At 61.3% G+C, this 14,945-nt stretch carries 14 protein-coding genes and 1 other RNA gene; 8 read left to right on the top strand and 7 right to left on the bottom strand.

Translation table 11 applies throughout. From position 1 onward, the window contains the following. Positions 1-6 precede the first annotated feature (6 nt). Together AC3WOG_RS16030 and AC3WOG_RS16025 are read right to left on the bottom strand one after the other, a co-directional pair. Positions 7-1,575 (bottom strand): formate dehydrogenase beta subunit, encoded by a 1,569-nt coding sequence (locus AC3WOG_RS16030; protein ID WP_492578896.1) that lies wholly within the window; start codon positions 1,573-1,575, stop codon positions 7-9. After that, positions 1,572-2,057, bottom strand: coding sequence for an NAD(P)H-dependent oxidoreductase subunit E (locus AC3WOG_RS16025; RefSeq protein WP_492578895.1), 486 nt, complete (start codon positions 2,055-2,057; stop codon positions 1,572-1,574). Before AC3WOG_RS16025 ends, AC3WOG_RS16030 begins: the two co-directional genes overlap by 4 nt. A gap of 134 nt (positions 2,058-2,191) precedes the next feature. On the opposite strand from AC3WOG_RS16025, the gene AC3WOG_RS16020 reads away from it, so the two are divergent. Both AC3WOG_RS16020 and AC3WOG_RS16015 read left to right on the top strand, forming a co-directional pair. Then, positions 2,192-3,271 (top strand): substrate-binding domain-containing protein, encoded by a 1,080-nt coding sequence (locus tag AC3WOG_RS16020; protein ID WP_492578894.1) that lies wholly within the window; start codon positions 2,192-2,194, stop codon positions 3,269-3,271. 110 nt (positions 3,272-3,381) lie between these two features. After that, a complete protein-coding gene (locus tag AC3WOG_RS16015) occupies positions 3,382-3,645 on the top strand; it encodes a hypothetical protein (RefSeq protein ID WP_492578893.1) in 264 nt (87 codons plus the stop codon). A 65-nt stretch (positions 3,646-3,710) separates the two neighbouring features. On the opposite strand, the gene AC3WOG_RS16010 is transcribed toward AC3WOG_RS16015, so the two are convergent. Then, on the bottom strand, positions 3,711-4,079 hold the full coding sequence (locus AC3WOG_RS16010; RefSeq protein ID WP_492578892.1) for a COG4315 family predicted lipoprotein: 369 nt from the start codon (positions 4,077-4,079) through the stop codon (positions 3,711-3,713). Between the two features lie 352 nt (positions 4,080-4,431). Here AC3WOG_RS16010 and AC3WOG_RS16005 point away from each other — a divergent pair, with 352 nt between their 5' ends. Continuing rightward, the gene (locus AC3WOG_RS16005) at positions 4,432-4,563 is read left to right on the top strand and encodes a hypothetical protein (RefSeq protein WP_492578891.1); all 132 of its coding nucleotides are present in this window, start codon (positions 4,432-4,434) and stop codon (positions 4,561-4,563) included. A 103-nt stretch (positions 4,564-4,666) separates the two neighbouring features. Further along, positions 4,667-5,638, top strand: coding sequence for a hypothetical protein (locus AC3WOG_RS16000; protein ID WP_492578890.1), 972 nt, complete (start codon positions 4,667-4,669; stop codon positions 5,636-5,638). Positions 5,639-5,771: 133 nt separating this feature from the next. Here the strand turns inward: AC3WOG_RS16000 and ssrA are convergent. From ssrA to ompA, 4 genes are all read right to left on the bottom strand, one after another. Beyond that, positions 5,772-6,141: a transfer-messenger RNA gene (gene ssrA, locus AC3WOG_RS15995) on the bottom strand. A gap of 123 nt (positions 6,142-6,264) precedes the next feature. Next, the gene (locus tag AC3WOG_RS15990) at positions 6,265-6,978 is read right to left on the bottom strand and encodes an HAD family hydrolase (RefSeq protein ID WP_492578889.1); all 714 of its coding nucleotides are present in this window, start codon (positions 6,976-6,978) and stop codon (positions 6,265-6,267) included. 24 nt (positions 6,979-7,002) lie between these two features. After that, the gene (ubiG, locus tag AC3WOG_RS15985; protein WP_492578888.1) at positions 7,003-7,701 is read right to left on the bottom strand and encodes a bifunctional 2-polyprenyl-6-hydroxyphenol methylase/3-demethylubiquinol 3-O-methyltransferase UbiG; all 699 of its coding nucleotides are present in this window, start codon (positions 7,699-7,701) and stop codon (positions 7,003-7,005) included. A 237-nt stretch (positions 7,702-7,938) separates the two neighbouring features. Further along, on the bottom strand, positions 7,939-8,589 hold the full coding sequence (gene ompA / locus AC3WOG_RS15980; RefSeq protein ID WP_341314643.1) for an outer membrane protein OmpA: 651 nt from the start codon (positions 8,587-8,589) through the stop codon (positions 7,939-7,941). A 476-nt stretch (positions 8,590-9,065) separates the two neighbouring features. On the opposite strand from ompA, the gene gyrA reads away from it, so the two are divergent. From gyrA to pheA, 4 genes are all read left to right on the top strand, one after another. After that, on the top strand, positions 9,066-11,702 hold the full coding sequence (gene gyrA / locus AC3WOG_RS15975; protein ID WP_492578887.1) for a DNA gyrase subunit A: 2,637 nt from the start codon (positions 9,066-9,068) through the stop codon (positions 11,700-11,702). Positions 11,703-11,825: 123 nt separating this feature from the next. Beyond that, on the top strand, positions 11,826-12,428 hold the full coding sequence (locus tag AC3WOG_RS15970) for a DUF2059 domain-containing protein (protein WP_492578886.1): 603 nt from the start codon (positions 11,826-11,828) through the stop codon (positions 12,426-12,428). Between the two features lie 269 nt (positions 12,429-12,697). Beyond that, positions 12,698-13,780, top strand: a complete 1,083-nt coding sequence (gene serC / locus AC3WOG_RS15965) for a 3-phosphoserine/phosphohydroxythreonine transaminase (RefSeq protein WP_492578885.1) — start codon at positions 12,698-12,700, stop codon at positions 13,778-13,780. A 64-nt stretch (positions 13,781-13,844) separates the two neighbouring features. After that, positions 13,845-14,927, top strand: coding sequence for a prephenate dehydratase (pheA, locus tag AC3WOG_RS15960; RefSeq protein WP_492578884.1), 1,083 nt, complete (start codon positions 13,845-13,847; stop codon positions 14,925-14,927). Positions 14,928-14,945: the final 18 nt, after the last annotated feature.

The raw sequence follows: 14,945 nt of genomic DNA, 5'->3' as shown, positions 1-14,945 counted from the left end.
CCTGGGTCAGGCCGCGGCCGCTTTGGGCGCGTGATCGAGCACGTTATCGAGACCGAAATCTTCGGGGAAATGGTCGAGCGCGGACAGCACCGGGAACGGCGTCATGCCGCCCATCGCGCACAGCGAGCCGGACACCATCGTGTCGCACAGATCGCGCAGCAGCTGCACTTGCCGCGTCGAGGTGTCGCCGTTGCGAATCCGTCCGATGACTTCGACGCCGCGCGTCGAGCCGATCCGGCACGGCGTGCATTTGCCGCACGATTCCAGCGCGCAGAAGTGCATCGCGTACTGCGCGAGTTCGGCGAGATTCGAGGTGTCGTCATGCACGACGATGCCGCCGTGGCCGACCACCGCGCCGACGGCCGCATACGCCTCATAGTCCATCGGAATGTCCCACTGGCTTTCCGGCAGATAGGTGCCGAGCGGGCCGCCGACTTGCGCGGCGCGCGCCGGCCGCCCGCTTGCCGTGCCGCCGCCGTAGTCGTAGAGCAATTCGCGCAGCGTCACGCCGAACGCGAGTTCGACGAGGCCGCCTCGCTTCACATTGCCGGCGAGCTGGAACGGCAGCGTGCCGCGCGAGCGGCCCATGCCGAAGTCTTGGTAGAACGCGGCGCCGCGCGCGAAGATAATCGGCACCGTCGCGAGCGTGATGACGTTGTTGATCACGGTCGGCTGGCCGAACAAGCCGACCAGCGCCGGCACCGGCGGCTTCGCGCGGACGATGCCGCGCTTGCCTTCGAGCGATTCGAGCAGCGCGGTTTCCTCGCCGCATACGTAGGCGCCCGCGCCTTTCGCGACGAACAACTCGAAGCGATGCGCCGAGCCGAGCACGCTGTCGCCGAGCCAGCCGGCGGCGCGCGCTTTGGCAAGCGCGGCTTCGAGCGTCGCGATCGAGTGCGGATACTCGCTGCGCACGTAGATATAGCCGACCGTCGCGCCGGTCACGACGCCGGCGATGATCATTCCTTCGATCAGCACATACGGATCGCTCTCCATCACGAGACGGTCGGAGAAGGTGCCGGAATCGCCTTCGTCCGCATTGCAGACGATGTATTTCTGAGCCGCTCGTGCGCCGCGCACCGTGCGCCATTTGATGCCGGCCGGGAACGCCGCGCCGCCGCGGCCGCGCAGGCCCGATTCGATCAATGCTTCGCAGGCGGCGTCGCCGTCGGTGTTCAAGGCTCGCTGCAAGCCTTCGAGGCCGCCGTGCGCGACGTAGTCGTCGATGGACAGCGGATCGGTGATGCCGATGCGCGCGAAGGTCAGACGCTGCTGTTTCTTCAGATACGGAATCTCATCGACAACGCCCACGCGGCGCGCATGCTCGCAGCCTTCGATGAAACCGGCGTCGAACAGCGAGGCGATGTCGGTTTCTTCCACATTCGCATAGCCGATGCGGCCTTCGGCCGTTGCGACTTCGACAAGCGGTTCGAGCCACAACAGACCGCGCGAACCGTTGCGGACCAATTCGATTTCAATACCGCGGCGGGCGGCCTCGGTTTCGATCGCCTGCGCCAGTGCATCGGCGCCGAGCGCCAGCGCCGACGAATCACGGGGAACGTAAATGCGCGTCATGCCGTTACCTCCACGCATTTGCCGGCGGCGGCGAAGAGCGCGTCGAACTTTTGCGGCGTGACTTTCGCGTGCAGCGTGCCGTTGAGCATCATTGCCGGCGAGAGCGCGCATTGGCCGAGGCAATACACCGATTCCAGCTCCACCGTCGCGTCATGCCGATGCTCCGCATCGAAACGGCAGCCGGTGTGCGCCTCGATATGCTGCGCGAGTGCTTCGGTGCCGATGCTGCGGCACGCCTCCGCGCGGCACAACTGCACCGTGACGGGCGCGGCGGGCTGCGTGCGGAAGTGGTGGTAGTAGGTGATGACGCCGTGGACTTCCGCGCGCGACAGGTTCATTGCGCGCGCGAGCGGCGCAACCGTGTCAGGCGGCACGTAGCCGAGTTCATCCTGAATCGCGTGCAGTACCGCAAGCAGCGACATGCCCGGCTGGGCGTGACGTTGCACGAGTTGATCCGGCGCGATGGCGAGGGAATCGTCCAAGTGGGGGCTCCTCCAAAGTCATATATGCACTTGTTATTCATAATGAGTGCACTTATGCTTTGTATATTCGATATGGGATAGCGGAACGATAGGCGCGTGAAACGCCTCGTGCAATAGGAAAGAACAGAGCATATATGATCAGGATCGAGTGCCAGGCGCAGCTGGTCGTAAGGGGTCCGGACGGCCGTGAGGCAAGCCTGTCGGACGTGGTGCCGCTGCTTGCGCTGGTGGACGAGTCCGGCAGCATCGCGCAGGCGGCGACGCTTAAGGGTTTGTCCTACCGGCACGCGTGGGGTTTGCTGCGCAGCATCGAGGAGCGTTTGGGCGGCCCGCTGATCGCGAAGGAGCGTGGCCGCGGCTCGGTGCTGTCCGAACTCGGACAGGCGGTGCTGCGCGCGCAGCGTCTGTGCGGCGAGCGGCTGGACGGCAATATGCAGGCGCTCGCCAGCGAGGTCGCGAGCGATCTGAACCGCTGGCTGGCACCACCCGCCGACGATGTGCGGATTCACGCCTCGCACGGCTATGCCGTTGCTGCGCTGGTGACGGCGCTGGTCGCGAGCGATCTGCCGGTCGACATCAAGTACCGCGATAGCGCGGATGCTGTCAGTGCACTGGCGCGTGGCGAATGCGATCTGGCCGGCTTCCATTTGCCGCTCGGCGAGTTTCGCGCGGCGTGCGCCGACACGTATCGGCGCTGGCTCGATCCGCAACGTCACGTGCTCGTCCATCTGACGCGGCGCAAGCAGGGCCTGTTTCTCGGCAAGGGCAATCCGAAACGAATCGACGGTCTGAGCGATCTCGCGCGCGGCGATATCCGCTTCGTCAATCGTCAGCCCGGTTCCGGTACGCGGATGCTGCTCGACCTCGCGCTAAGGCAAGTCGGCGTGGATCCGGATCGGGTCAACGGCTATGCGTCGACGGAACTGACGCATTCGGCGATCGCCGCGTTTGTGGCGAGCGGCATGGCGGACGTGGGCTTCGGCGTCGAGCCGGCGGCGCATCACTTCGGGCTCGATTTCATTCCGATCGTCGACGAAGACTATTACTTCGCCTGCGACCGCGCGCGGCTGGAGCGCGCGCCGCTCGCGACGGTGATCGAACTGCTGCGCGGCGATGCGTTTCGCCACAGCGTCGAACAGCTCGAAGGCTACGATCCGCACGACTGCGGCAAGCTGCTCGATCTCGATGCTGGGCTTGGCGAAACAACGGTGTAAGCGGCTGTAAACATCAATGTGCCGTTGGCGCTGCATAGGGCGTCCGTTTGGGATACTCTCTCAACTTCCGCTTCCGCCTTGACCGCGCGCTGTGCCGCGCCGAATCCGATATGAAAGTTCTTCTTCACGCGTGTGCTGCCGTTGCGACGGCCGGGGTGCTTCTCGCCACCGTTTCCGTTGCTTTCGCACAGAATGCGCCGGGTGTGCCGGGAGGCATCCTGCAAGACGAGTTCCGGCTTGCCGAACATCCGCAAATGCCGTTTGCCGCGTCGGCGCCTTCGGATAAATATCAATCCGGCAAAAAATCAGCCATGCGCAAACGGGGTGATATGGGCGATCCAAACGGCTGTAATCTGCAGTGTCCTAAAGACTAGTGAATGGACAAATAAGCGGACGAACAAGCGTCTTCGTTTGGCGCTTCTTGCGTGGCGGTTATCGGTTAGGGTTTCGCCATGTGCCACATGTCCTTGAAGCCGTCCCCCTTCATGTCTCCCGCCTGCTTGTCGGCTGCATAGCGATACAGCGGATGGCCTTTGTACGCCCATTGCTGTTTGCCGTCGGCGGAAGGGATCAGCGTCCAGTCGCCCGACGGCTTGTCCGAAGGGCTCGCTACCGCAGCAGGCCAGTAGCTCATGCAGCCGCCGGTGCAGGCGCTCGTGCCGGGCGTGGTGTCTTTGTCGAAGGTGTAGAGCGTCATGCCGTCCGCGGTGACGAAACGGCCATCGACGACTTTTGGCGCCTCGGCGAAAGCGGCGTGTTGCAGTGCGAGCAGCGTGAGCGTGGAGAGGCAGAAGAGAGTCTTGCGCATGATGTCGGCTCCGGATTTTGGTGTTGGTCTCGCGCGGCACGCGGCGTGCGTGCGGGCGCGCGTGGGGAATAAACGACTGAACGCGTGCGTTTATTCCATTCGCGGCCTGGTTCGCCGCGGTGATGCTTGCCAGCAAAAAGGCCCGCTCAATGAAGCATTGAGCGGGCCTTCTGTTTTATAGGCGGTTTCCGTGCGCCGCGCTGTGCTTAGTGCGGCTCCGAGGATCGAGACAGTGCGGTGGCGGCCAGCTTGGCGAGGTGGAATCCGACCATCGGACGAGGTGTATGAGACGTGGATGGGGAAGGGCGCGATGCGAACTCGCGTGTGGCCGGTTTGCTTGTCGGCGAGCTACATGTTCAACCCGCTGCGGCGTTTTGTGAACCTCGCGCACGCCGTTTGCCGGATGCTGACGTCTGTGCGAGGCTGCGAGCCGGACCTGGTGGGCCAGGAAAACCTTGCCGGAGTTTGTATGCTGGATCACTAACGTGAGCCAAACTTACTCAATAAATGGCGCCACAATGCTATGCTGAGGCGCAAAACCGGCAGGTACCGTTTTCGAGCACTACCTAATTAATCCGGAGTTAGGCATGTTGAGAAAGGTAGTCGATCGCGCAAAACAGATCCGGCGCAGCGAGGGGTTCAAGCATTCCGTGGCCATGCCTAGCCGAATGTCGCTCCATGCCAAACAGCGTTTGAACAAGGGCGTGTTTGCAATCGAAATTCAGGAGAATTCCGGTTTTTTCTCCGCGATGCAGATGGTCCTGTTTATTCTGATGTATTGCGACGAGAAAAATCTGACGCCGCGCATTTCGGCGCGCGGAGGAATATATGGCGACCCCGAAGGAAAATTGGACTGGTTCGCGGCCTTCTTCGAGACCGTGCGGACACCGTCGGGCGTAACGCCGACACAAAATGTGAGGACGTCGACGGTTCGCGATCTGGTTCAGTTGGGCTTCCGCCAACGGTATGAACACCGGTTTCAACTCAAGAGCGCGAGCGAACTCTTTCACGCGCATTATCGACCGGCCGCGCACATCTTCGCCGAGGTCAAATCGATCTGTGAACGGCTCGAGATCGGCGCCTCAACCCTCGGCGCGCATTTCAGAGGCACGGATAAGAACCTGGAAGCCATGCCCGTTTCATGGGGAAACTTTTGCCGGCTGGTGGAATCGACGCTCGCGGAAAATCCGCATTTAACCAACATCTTCGTATCGAGCGACGAACAGGCGTTTATCGACTTTTTCGTCGCGTGGCCATTCAGCAAGCCAATCAAGGTAGCGCCCGCAAAATTACTCGCAAACGGCAGCACACCCATTCATTTCAGCGGCTATCCAGGACTTGAAATCGGCCGTGAGGCGCTGGTTTCCAGCCTGCTGCTTTCGAGTTGCGGGTTTCTCGTGAAAACGCCGTCTTATTTGTCCGCATGGTCCAAAATATTCAATCCGTCACTTCCGGTGAGGCTCGCGTCGCCCCCGCGTCCGGATGCGTTCTGGTTTCCCGACAGCCGGCTCTGGATCGAACAGGATGAGCGGAGCAGAGCCCTGTTTGATGGCCAGTAGCTCGAACATCGGCCGGTCGGGCGCCCCCTGGCGGTCGATGGTGATGTATGGGAATCACGGGCAGCAAAAAACCCCGCGAGGCGATGCCGGGCGGGGTTTTCTGGTAAAGGTTGGTGAACCTTGGGAGGGTATTTGGTGGAGGCGGCGGGAATCGAACCCGCGTCCAGAAGCACTCTACGACTAGTTCTACATACTTAGTTCTGTCTTTTGATTTAACCACCACGACGCGGACGAACACGCTGCGTGACGGCGATTCACTAGATTTTCGACCCGGGCGTCGTGACGCCGCCAAGGCTTAACTGACGTATATGACCTCTGTCGGTATTGCTACCGGTCTTGCGACTCTAACCCGTCAGTGAGCCAGGCAGAGGACGGCGGCCCTTAGGCTGCCAGTGCGAACGTTTCGTCGTTTGCAGTTACGTTTTTCCCATTGATTAACGAGGTGACGGGTCCTCGGTATGCCCTAGCCGCTTCGCAACCCCTGTCGAAACCAGGTCGCCCCCGCGGTTCGTTGCCCAAAATTCTGGGCCAACGTATATTTTACAATAGTTTGACGGCTGCGTCTTTGCTGATTGCCTCGTCGATCGCGGGTTGCTGTGCTGCGGCGGCGGGGCATCAGACAAGGTTCAGCCGATCTCGCGCAGCAGCTTCTGCAATTCGGCCGGCGACTGCACGACATGCTGTGCGTGCCACTGCGTCGGCGGGATATCGTTGCCGCAGTAGCCGTACGCAGCGGCCACGGTCTTCATACCGGCCGCAAAGCCCGCCTGTACATCGCGCAGGTCGTCGCCGACATAGACAATGCGTTCTGGCGCCAGATCCAGCTCGCGCGCGGCGTGCAGCAACGGTGCCGGATGCGGCTTCGAATGCGGTGTCGTATCGCCACTCACCACGCAGCCTGCGCGCTCTTCGAGACCAAGTTGCGCCACCAGCGGCTCAGTCAGCCGGGCCACCTTGTTTGTCACGATGCCCCAGCGCACACCGCGTTCGTCGAGCTCGTCGAGCAATTCGGGGATGCCGGGAAACAGGGTGGTCTCGATGCACAGGTCCGCTTCGTAATTGGCGAGAAACTCCTCGCGCATTGACGTGAACTCGTGGTTGTCGGGGCCGATGCCGAAGGCGCCGCCGATCAGTCCGCGCGCGCCCGCGGACGCGAGTGGCCGCAGGTCTTCGAGCGGCACCATTTCGAGGCCGCGGTCGTGGCGCATTTTGTTGACAGCGGCGGCGAGATCGGGCGCCGTGTCGGCGAGGGTGCCGTCAAGGTCGAACAGCACAGCCTCACAAAGACTGAGCGCGGTGTCGTCGTCTTCGCGTTGGGGCAGGGGCGTGGGATCGCTCATTGATTGGAAAGAGGTCGGGGCGGATCAGACGTCGCGGCGGCAAGCGAGCATGTAGTTCACGCTCGTGTCGGCGGACAGCGCGAAATGCTTGCTGAGCGGGTTGTACACGATACCTTTGATGTCGACCGTGCGCAGGTCGGCGGCGCGCACGAAGCCCGCCAATTCCGACGGACGGATGAAGCGCGCGTAGTCGTGGGTGCCCTTAGGCAACATCCGCGCGATGTATTCGGCGCCGATCACCGCGAATAGGTACGACTTCACGTTGCGGTTCAGCGTGGAGAAAAATACCCAGCCGCCGGGTTTGACCAATGTCTTGCAGGCGGCGACGATGGCGGCCGGTTCGGGCACGTGCTCGAGCATTTCCATGCAGGTCACGACGTCGTATGTGCCCGGTTCGCGGGCGGCGAGCGCCTCAGCGGCGATTTCCTCGTAACTAACGGTTACACCACTTTCAAGGCTGTGAAGATCTGCCACGCCTAGCGCCTGGCTCGACAGGTCGATTCCCTTCACATGCGCGCCCAGTCCCGCCATCGATTCCGACAGAATGCCGCCGCCGCAGCCGATATCCAGAACGCGTTTGCCGGCCAGATGCGCATGCGCGTCGATCCAGCTAAGGCGGATTGGATTGAGTTCATGCAGCGGCTTGAATTCGGCGTTAGGGTCCCACCAACGATGCGCGAGATCGCTAAATTTCTGCAGTTCGTGGGGATCGGCATTGGTCATGGGGAAGCTGCCTCGATGAGAGCGGTGAGCGGGCGCTCGAGGATAAACCCTGAGTATATAGGCCGACGGACGGGGCGGCAAAATGCCGCGCCGCGCTGCGTGGCCAGCTAGAGCGTTCGATTCCATTGCATTGCGCTTTTCGTCGAGCGACCCAGGCACGAGCCGTGCAACGCAAAGAACAACGGCATAAAAAAAGCCCCGCCGAAGCGAGGCTTTGATGCTGCGGTAATTTGTAGCTTACTGCTTCGAAGTACCGACAACTTCGACTTCCACGCGACGATCCGGTGCGAGGCAGGCGACGAGTTGCTTGTGGTTCTTCTGGTTGCAGCCGGTCGTGACCGGGTTGCGCTTGCCCTTGCCTTCCGTGTAGATACGGTTGGCTTCGATGCCCTTGCTCACCAGGTACGACTTCACAGCTTGAGCGCGGCGCAGCGACAGACGGTCGTTGTACTTGTCCGAACCGATGCGGTCCGTGTAACCCGTTGCAACGATAACTTCCAGGTTCAGGCCTTGGACCTTCGATGCGAGGTCGTCCAGCTTTTCCTTGCCAGCCGGCTTCAGGACAGCCTTGTCAAAGTCGAACAGCGCATCAGCTTGATACGTAATCTTTTGGCTCGTGATAGCCGGTGCAGCAGGTGCGACCGGAGCCGGCGGCGTCGGAGCCTGGGCAACCAGGGCGCCATCGCACTTAGCGTTGGCCGTTGCCGGCGTCCAGAATGCATCGCGCCAGCAAAGCTCGTTCGTGCCGTTCATCCACACGTATTCGCCGGTGCCATTCACCCAGTTGTCGTTCGTAGCTTGTCGCGACGCCGGCACCGATTGCGCCATGGCGGATGCAGCCATAACTGCGGTAGCTGCAATGAACGCGAGCTTTGAAAGTTTATTCATATTTCTCCTCTCGAAATTGAGATTACCGCAGGTTTACTGCGAGCCTGTTGACGAAGACAAGTCATACATTGCTCGAAGTATAACATCGGTGTAGAACAAAAAACGTGCTGTGTAGACTTCGAGCAGTGTCTAACTCTTTGTGCGTTGGCATTTTGCCATATCGTTCCCTTCCAACGATAAAAAAATCTGCCCCCGATCAAATCGCCCTCCAATTGTGGTGCATGCGCAACAGAAGCAATCGGCCGAAGGCACCGCCAGTCATGGCTGAGCGGCGGATTGGCCCACGCACAAATCGGGCCTGCCCCGGCTCAATGGCAGGTCGCCCAGGTGCCTTTCGCGTGCGCCTGCTAATAGGTATACGTACCCTCGTCGGGGGCGGATGCGCGGCATGTTAGAATCGCGTGATGCGTTGCGCCTGCAATGCTTACGCGAAGGCGCGGTGTTGTCGTCGTCTTCGCACGTAAAAGATACGGATAATGGATCAATTCGCCAAAGAGACTCTGCCAATCTCCCTAGAGGAGGAAATGCGCCGTTCGTATCTCGATTACGCGATGAGCGTGATTGTGGGGCGTGCGCTTCCCGACGTTCGCGATGGCCTGAAGCCGGTGCACCGGCGCGTGCTGTACGCGATGCACGAACTGAACAACGACTGGAACCGGGCTTACAAGAAGTCGGCGCGTATTGTCGGCGATGTCATCGGTAAATATCACCCGCACGGCGACACGGCTGTCTACGACACGATCGTCCGGATGGCGCAGGATTTCTCGCTGCGCTACATGCTGGTGGACGGTCAGGGCAACTTCGGCTCGGTCGACGGCGACAACGCCGCGGCCATGCGGTACACCGAAATCCGCATGGCGAAGATCGGCCACGAACTGCTGGCCGACATCGACAAGGAAACGGTCGACTTCACGCCGAACTACGACGGCAGCGAAAACGAGCCGGCCATTCTGCCGGCGCGCATTCCCAATCTGCTGATCAATGGCTCGTCCGGTATTGCGGTCGGCATGGCGACCAATATCCCGCCGCACAATCTCAACGAAGTCGTCGACGCGTGTCAGCATCTGCTGAAAAACCCGGAAGCGACGATCGACGAGTTGATCGAGATTGTCCCGGCGCCCGATTTCCCGACCGCCGGCATCATCTACGGCGTGGCCGGTGTGCGCGATGGCTATCGCACCGGCCGTGGCCGTGTGGTGATGCGCGCGCTCACGCACTTCGAGGAAATCGACCGCGGCCAGCGCATGGCGATCATCGTGGATGAGTTGCCGTATCAGGTGAACAAGCGCTCGTTGCTGGAGCGTATCGCCGAACTGGTCAACGAGAAGAAGCTCGAAGGCATCTCCGATATCCGCGACGAATCCGACAAGAGCGGTATGCGCGTCGTGATCGAACTCAAGCGCGGCGAGGTGCCTGAGGTCATCCTCAACAATCTGTATAAGGCGACCCAGCTTCAGGACACCTTCGGCATGAACATGGTCGCGCTGGTCGACGGCCAGCCGAAGCTGCTCAACCTGAAGGAAATGCTGTCGTGCTTCCTGTCGCATCGCCGGGAAGTGTTGACGCGGCGCACTGTATACGAACTGCGCAAGGCGCGCGAACGCGGTCACGTGCTCGAAGGTCTGGCGGTTGCACTCGCCAACATCGACGATTTCATCGCGATCATCAAGGCCGCGCCGACTCCGCCGATCGCTAAGCAGGAATTGATGGCGCGTCCGTGGGATTCGTCGCTGGTGCGGGAGATGTTGGCGCGCGCGGAGACGGAAAACGCCTCAGCCGGCGGCCGCGAAGCGTATCGCCCTGACGGTTTGAATCCGGCGTTCGGCATGCAGGCCGACGGCCTCTACCGCTTGTCCGACACACAGGCTCAGGAAATCTTGCAGATGCGTCTGCAACGCCTGACCGGTCTGGAGCAGGACAAGATCATCGGCGAGTACCGCGAAGTGATGGCGCAAATCGCCGATCTGCTGGACATTCTGGCCCGCCCGGAACGCATTACGGCGATCATCGTCGGCGAACTGACGTCGATCAAGGCCGAATTCGGCGACGCGCGCCGCTCGAAGATCGAACTGAACGCGACCGAACTGAACACCGAAGATCTGATCACGCCGCAAGAGATGGTTGTGACCATGTCGCACACCGGTTATGTGAAATCGCAGCCGTTGTCCGAATATCGCGCGCAAAAGCGCGGCGGCCGCGGTAAACAGGCGACTTCCATGAAGGAAGACGACTGGATCGACACGCTCTTCATCGCGAATACGCACGATCACATTTTGTGTTTCTCGAACCGCGGCCGCGTGTATTGGGTCAAGGTTTATGAGGTGCCGCAAGGTTCGCGGAACTCTCGCGGCCGTCCGATCGTCAATATGTTCCCGTTGCAGGACGGCGAGAAGATCACGGTCGTGTTGCCGGTCAAGGAATTCTCGGCCGACAAGTTCGTGTTCATGGCCACCGCGTTAGGAACGGTAAAGAAGACGCCGCTGGAAGCCTTCAGCCGGCCGTTGCGCAAGGGTATTATTGCAGTCGGTCTGGATGACGGCGATTACCTGATCGGCGCCGCCATCACCGACGGCCAGCATGACGTGATGTTGTTCTCGGATTCGGGCAAGGCGGTGCGTTTCGACGAGAACGACGTGCGTCCGATGGGCCGCGAGGCGCGCGGTGTGCGCGGCATGCAGCTCGAAGACGGTCAGAATGTCATTGCGCTGCTGGTGGCTGGCGACGAGCAGCAGTCGGTGCTCACCGCAACCGAAAACGGCTTCGGCAAGCGCACCCCGATCACCGAGTACACGCGCCACGGGCGCGGTACGAAGGGGATGATCGCGATCCAGACGTCGGAGCGTAACGGCAAGGTGGTCGCCGCCACACTGGTGGATCCGGAAGCGCAGATCATGCTGATCACCAATACGGGCGTGCTGATCCGCACGCGCGTGTCGGAAATTCGGGAAATGGGGCGCGCAACCCAAGGTGTTACACTCATCAGCCTTGACGAAGGAACCAAGCTTTCAGGTCTGCAACAGGTTGCCGAGGCGGAAGCGGATGTGGATGTCGAAGGTGACGCCGAAGGTCCCGCTGAAAGCGACAACGGCGGTGAAGACGGTGGTGCAGTCTGATTCGCGTCGGCGGCTCTCAGTCTCAGTTATTGGGTGAAAGCTGCGCAGGGAAAAATGGCGTATCGGGCCGATACGTATCCCGCGCAGCTGGTAGTTCAAGTTAATTTCTCTTAGGGAGTAGTGATGCAAAAACGATTCAAACAACTGATGTTGCTGGCTGCACTCGTGCCGACCTTTGCTATGGCTCAAGCGCTTCAGAGCCAGGCTCCGGCGGCTCCGGCTGCTGCGGCGGCACCGGTTGATCCGGCCAAGCAGGCTGCTATCAAGGACCTGCTGGACGCAATCGACGCACAGAAGCTCGTCGGCGCCATCGGCAACAGCGCGCAAATGCAAGCCAAGCAACTGGTTCCGGCTATCCTGTCGGACGCCCTGAGCGAAAACAAGACGATGACGGACAAGCAGAAGCAGGCTTCCGTCCCGACGCTGCAAAAGAACGCAGTGCCGAAGCTGGTTGACGGCGCGGGCCAGGTGTTCGCAACGGACGGTTTCCGTCAAGACGCAATGCAAGCTCAGTACGACGCATACGCGAAGTACTACAGCACGTCGGAAATCAAGGACCTGACCACGTTCTACAAGAGCCCGACCGGCCGCAAGTTCATCCAGGTGCAAGACCAGGTTGGCCGCGACGTCGTGAATGGCTTGATGCAAAAGTACATGCCGCAATCGATCAAGGCAACGCGTGACCAGGCCGACAAGGAAGTCGCGTCGGTCAAGCCGGCTAAGTAAGCTCAGGTCGAAGGCTACGCTGACATCGCGCTAGCCGCCGGTCGGTACGCTTCACAGCGTCCGGGTTTGGCGGGTTGGCGGTGACAATGCGATAATGGCTGTTTGCGCACACGCGCAGACGGCCATTTTCTTTTTGGGCGCGAAATCGTCGTCAAACTCGCGTTGTCAGATTCGCGATGCCAGCTTCACGATGTTGAGCTTCGCGATTGCCAACTTCGCCGATTTTTACGCGATTTACGTTTTTCGCGCCTGCTTCCGGGGATCCCACGATGCGCGTCTTTAATTTCTCCGCCGGCCCTGCGGCCATGCCAGAAGAAGTGCTGCGCCAGGCAGCCGACGAGATGCTCGATTGGCAAGGCAGCGGCATGAGCGTGATGGAAATGAGCCATCGCGGCAAAGAGTTCATGTCGATCCACGAGGAAGCGCTGGTCGATTTGCGCGAGTTGCTCGAGGTGCCGGCCAGCCACCGTATCCTGTTCCTGCAAGGCGGCGGTTTGGGCGAAAACGCGATCGTGCCGATGAATCTGCTCGGCGCGAAACCGCGTGCGGACTACGTTGTAACGGGTTCGTGGTCGCAGAAGTCGTTCAAGGAAGCGCAAAAGTACGGCACCGTGCATCTGGCGGCGAGCGGCCAGACGGCGGACGGCTTCACGCGCGCGCCAGCGCGCTCCGAATGGCAACTGTCGGACGATCCGGCTTACGTGCATCTGTGCACCAACGAGACGATCCACGGCGTCGAGACCTTCGAGATCCCCGATATGGGCGATATTCCGCTGGTCGCGGACGTGTCGTCGCACATCCTGTCGCGCCCGATGGACATTGCCAAATACGGCGTGCTATACGGCGGCGCGCAGAAGAACATCGGCATGGCGGGCGTGACGGTCGTGATCGTGCGCGAAGATATGCTGGATCGCGCGCAGTCGATCTGCCCGTCGGCGTTCGAATGGAAGACCGTCGCTGAGAACAATTCGATGTACAACACGCCGCCCACCTACGCGATCTACATCGCCGGGCTGGTGTTCAAGTGGTTGAAGAAACGGGGCGGCCTTGCCGCGATGGAAGCGCGTAACCTCGAAAAGTCGAAGCTGTTGTACGACGCGATCGATTCGAGCCGCTTCTATCTGAACAAGGTCGAGCGTGGCTCGCGCTCGCGGATGAACGTACCGTTTTTCCTCGCCGACGAGTCGCGCAACGAAGATTTCCTGGCCGGCGCGAAAGCGCGGGGAATGGTGCAGCTAAAGGGCCACAAGTCCGTCGGCGGCATGCGGGCGTCGATTTATAACGCCGTCCCGCTCGAAGGCGTCAAAGCGCTTGTCGAATACATGAAGGAATTCGAACAGCGCAGCGCCTGATCGTTTCAGACATTCAGGCGCGCGCATCCTTTCCAGTAGTTTCCCGGCAGGGCCGTTTTCACGCATGGACGACGAACTCAATACCCGACTCAAACCCCTTCGCGAGCGCATCGACGCGCTCGACGCGCAGCTGATCGCGCTGCTCAATCAGCGGGCGGCGGTCGCGCTCGAAGTGGGCGAGGTCAAGAAGCATTTCAACGCGCCGGTGTTCCGCCCTGAGCGTGAACAGCAGGTGATCGCGCGCTTGCAGGACATGAGCGAAGGGCCGCTCGCGAGCGAGCATATCAGCGCGATCTGGCGCGAGATCATGGCCGCGAGCCGCGCGCTCGAAAAACCCATCAAGGCTGCGTATCTCGGCCCGGTCGGCACCTATAGCGAGCAGGCGATGCACGAGTACTTCGGTCATTCGATCGAAGGCTTGCCATGCCCGTCGATCGACGAAGTGTTTCGCTCAGTCGAAGCGGGCGCCGCGGAATTCGGCGTCGTGCCGGTCGAGAATTCGACCGAAGGCGCAGTGTCGCGCACACTCGATCTGCTGCTGCAAACGCAGCTCACGATCGGCGGCGAACTGGCGCTGCCGATTCACCACAATCTGTTGACGCTGAACGGCGGCCTCACCGGCGTGACGCGCGTGTGCGCACATGCGCAGGCGCTCGCCCAATGCCAGCGCTGGCTTTCCACGAACGCGCCGCATCTGGAGCGCCAGGCGGTGTCGAGCAACGCGGAAGCGGCACGCATGGCTGCGGACGATCCGACAGTCGCGGCCATCGCCGGCGATCGCGCCGCGACGCACTACGGCTTGCAGGTGGCATTCGCGTTGATCCAGGACGATCCGCACAACCGCACGCGCTTCGTGATGATCGGCAAGGAGCGGGCCGGCGTCAGCGGGCACGACCAGACGTCACTGATCGTTTCGGTGGCGAACGAGCCGGGCGCGGTATTCAAGCTGCTCGAGCCGCTCGCGCGCCACAGCGTATCGATGACGCGTTTCGAATCGCGTCCGGCGCGCGTCGGCACGTGGGAGTACTACTTCTACATCGACGTCGAGGGCCATCGCGACGATCCGGCGGTCGCCGCCGCGCTCGCCGAACTCGGCCAGAAGGCCGAGTTCCTGAAGATACTCGGCTCGTATCCGCGCGCCCGCTAATGCCTCGCTAATGGCACT

This window comes from Paraburkholderia sp. FW306-02-B (genome assembly GCF_058782725.1).
The sequence above is the reverse complement of the archived record's forward strand: the minus strand, read 5'-3'. Positions and strand labels throughout refer to the sequence as shown.

Excerpts from the sequence above, each read along its gene's own strand:
- AC3WOG_RS16030 (WP_492578896.1), bottom strand. The coding sequence starts at position 1,575 with ATGACGCGCATTTACGTTCCCCGTGATTCGTCGGCGCTGGCGCTCGGC.
- AC3WOG_RS16020 (WP_492578894.1), top strand. The coding sequence starts at position 2,192 with ATGATCAGGATCGAGTGCCAGGCGCAGCTGGTCGTAAGGGGTCCGGAC.
- AC3WOG_RS16015 (WP_492578893.1), top strand. The coding sequence starts at position 3,382 with ATGAAAGTTCTTCTTCACGCGTGTGCTGCCGTTGCGACGGCCGGGGTG.
- AC3WOG_RS16010 (WP_492578892.1), bottom strand. The coding sequence starts at position 4,079 with ATGCGCAAGACTCTCTTCTGCCTCTCCACGCTCACGCTGCTCGCACTG.
- AC3WOG_RS16005 (WP_492578891.1), top strand. The coding sequence starts at position 4,432 with ATGTTCAACCCGCTGCGGCGTTTTGTGAACCTCGCGCACGCCGTTTGC.
- AC3WOG_RS16000 (WP_492578890.1), top strand. The coding sequence starts at position 4,667 with ATGTTGAGAAAGGTAGTCGATCGCGCAAAACAGATCCGGCGCAGCGAG.
- AC3WOG_RS15990 (WP_492578889.1), bottom strand. The coding sequence starts at position 6,978 with ATGAGCGATCCCACGCCCCTGCCCCAACGCGAAGACGACGACACCGCG.
- ubiG (WP_492578888.1), bottom strand. The coding sequence starts at position 7,701 with ATGACCAATGCCGATCCCCACGAACTGCAGAAATTTAGCGATCTCGCG.
- ompA (WP_341314643.1), bottom strand. The coding sequence starts at position 8,589 with ATGAATAAACTTTCAAAGCTCGCGTTCATTGCAGCTACCGCAGTTATG.
- gyrA (WP_492578887.1), top strand. The coding sequence starts at position 9,066 with ATGGATCAATTCGCCAAAGAGACTCTGCCAATCTCCCTAGAGGAGGAA.
- AC3WOG_RS15970 (WP_492578886.1), top strand. The coding sequence starts at position 11,826 with ATGCAAAAACGATTCAAACAACTGATGTTGCTGGCTGCACTCGTGCCG.
- serC (WP_492578885.1), top strand. The coding sequence starts at position 12,698 with ATGCGCGTCTTTAATTTCTCCGCCGGCCCTGCGGCCATGCCAGAAGAA.
- pheA (WP_492578884.1), top strand. The coding sequence starts at position 13,845 with ATGGACGACGAACTCAATACCCGACTCAAACCCCTTCGCGAGCGCATC.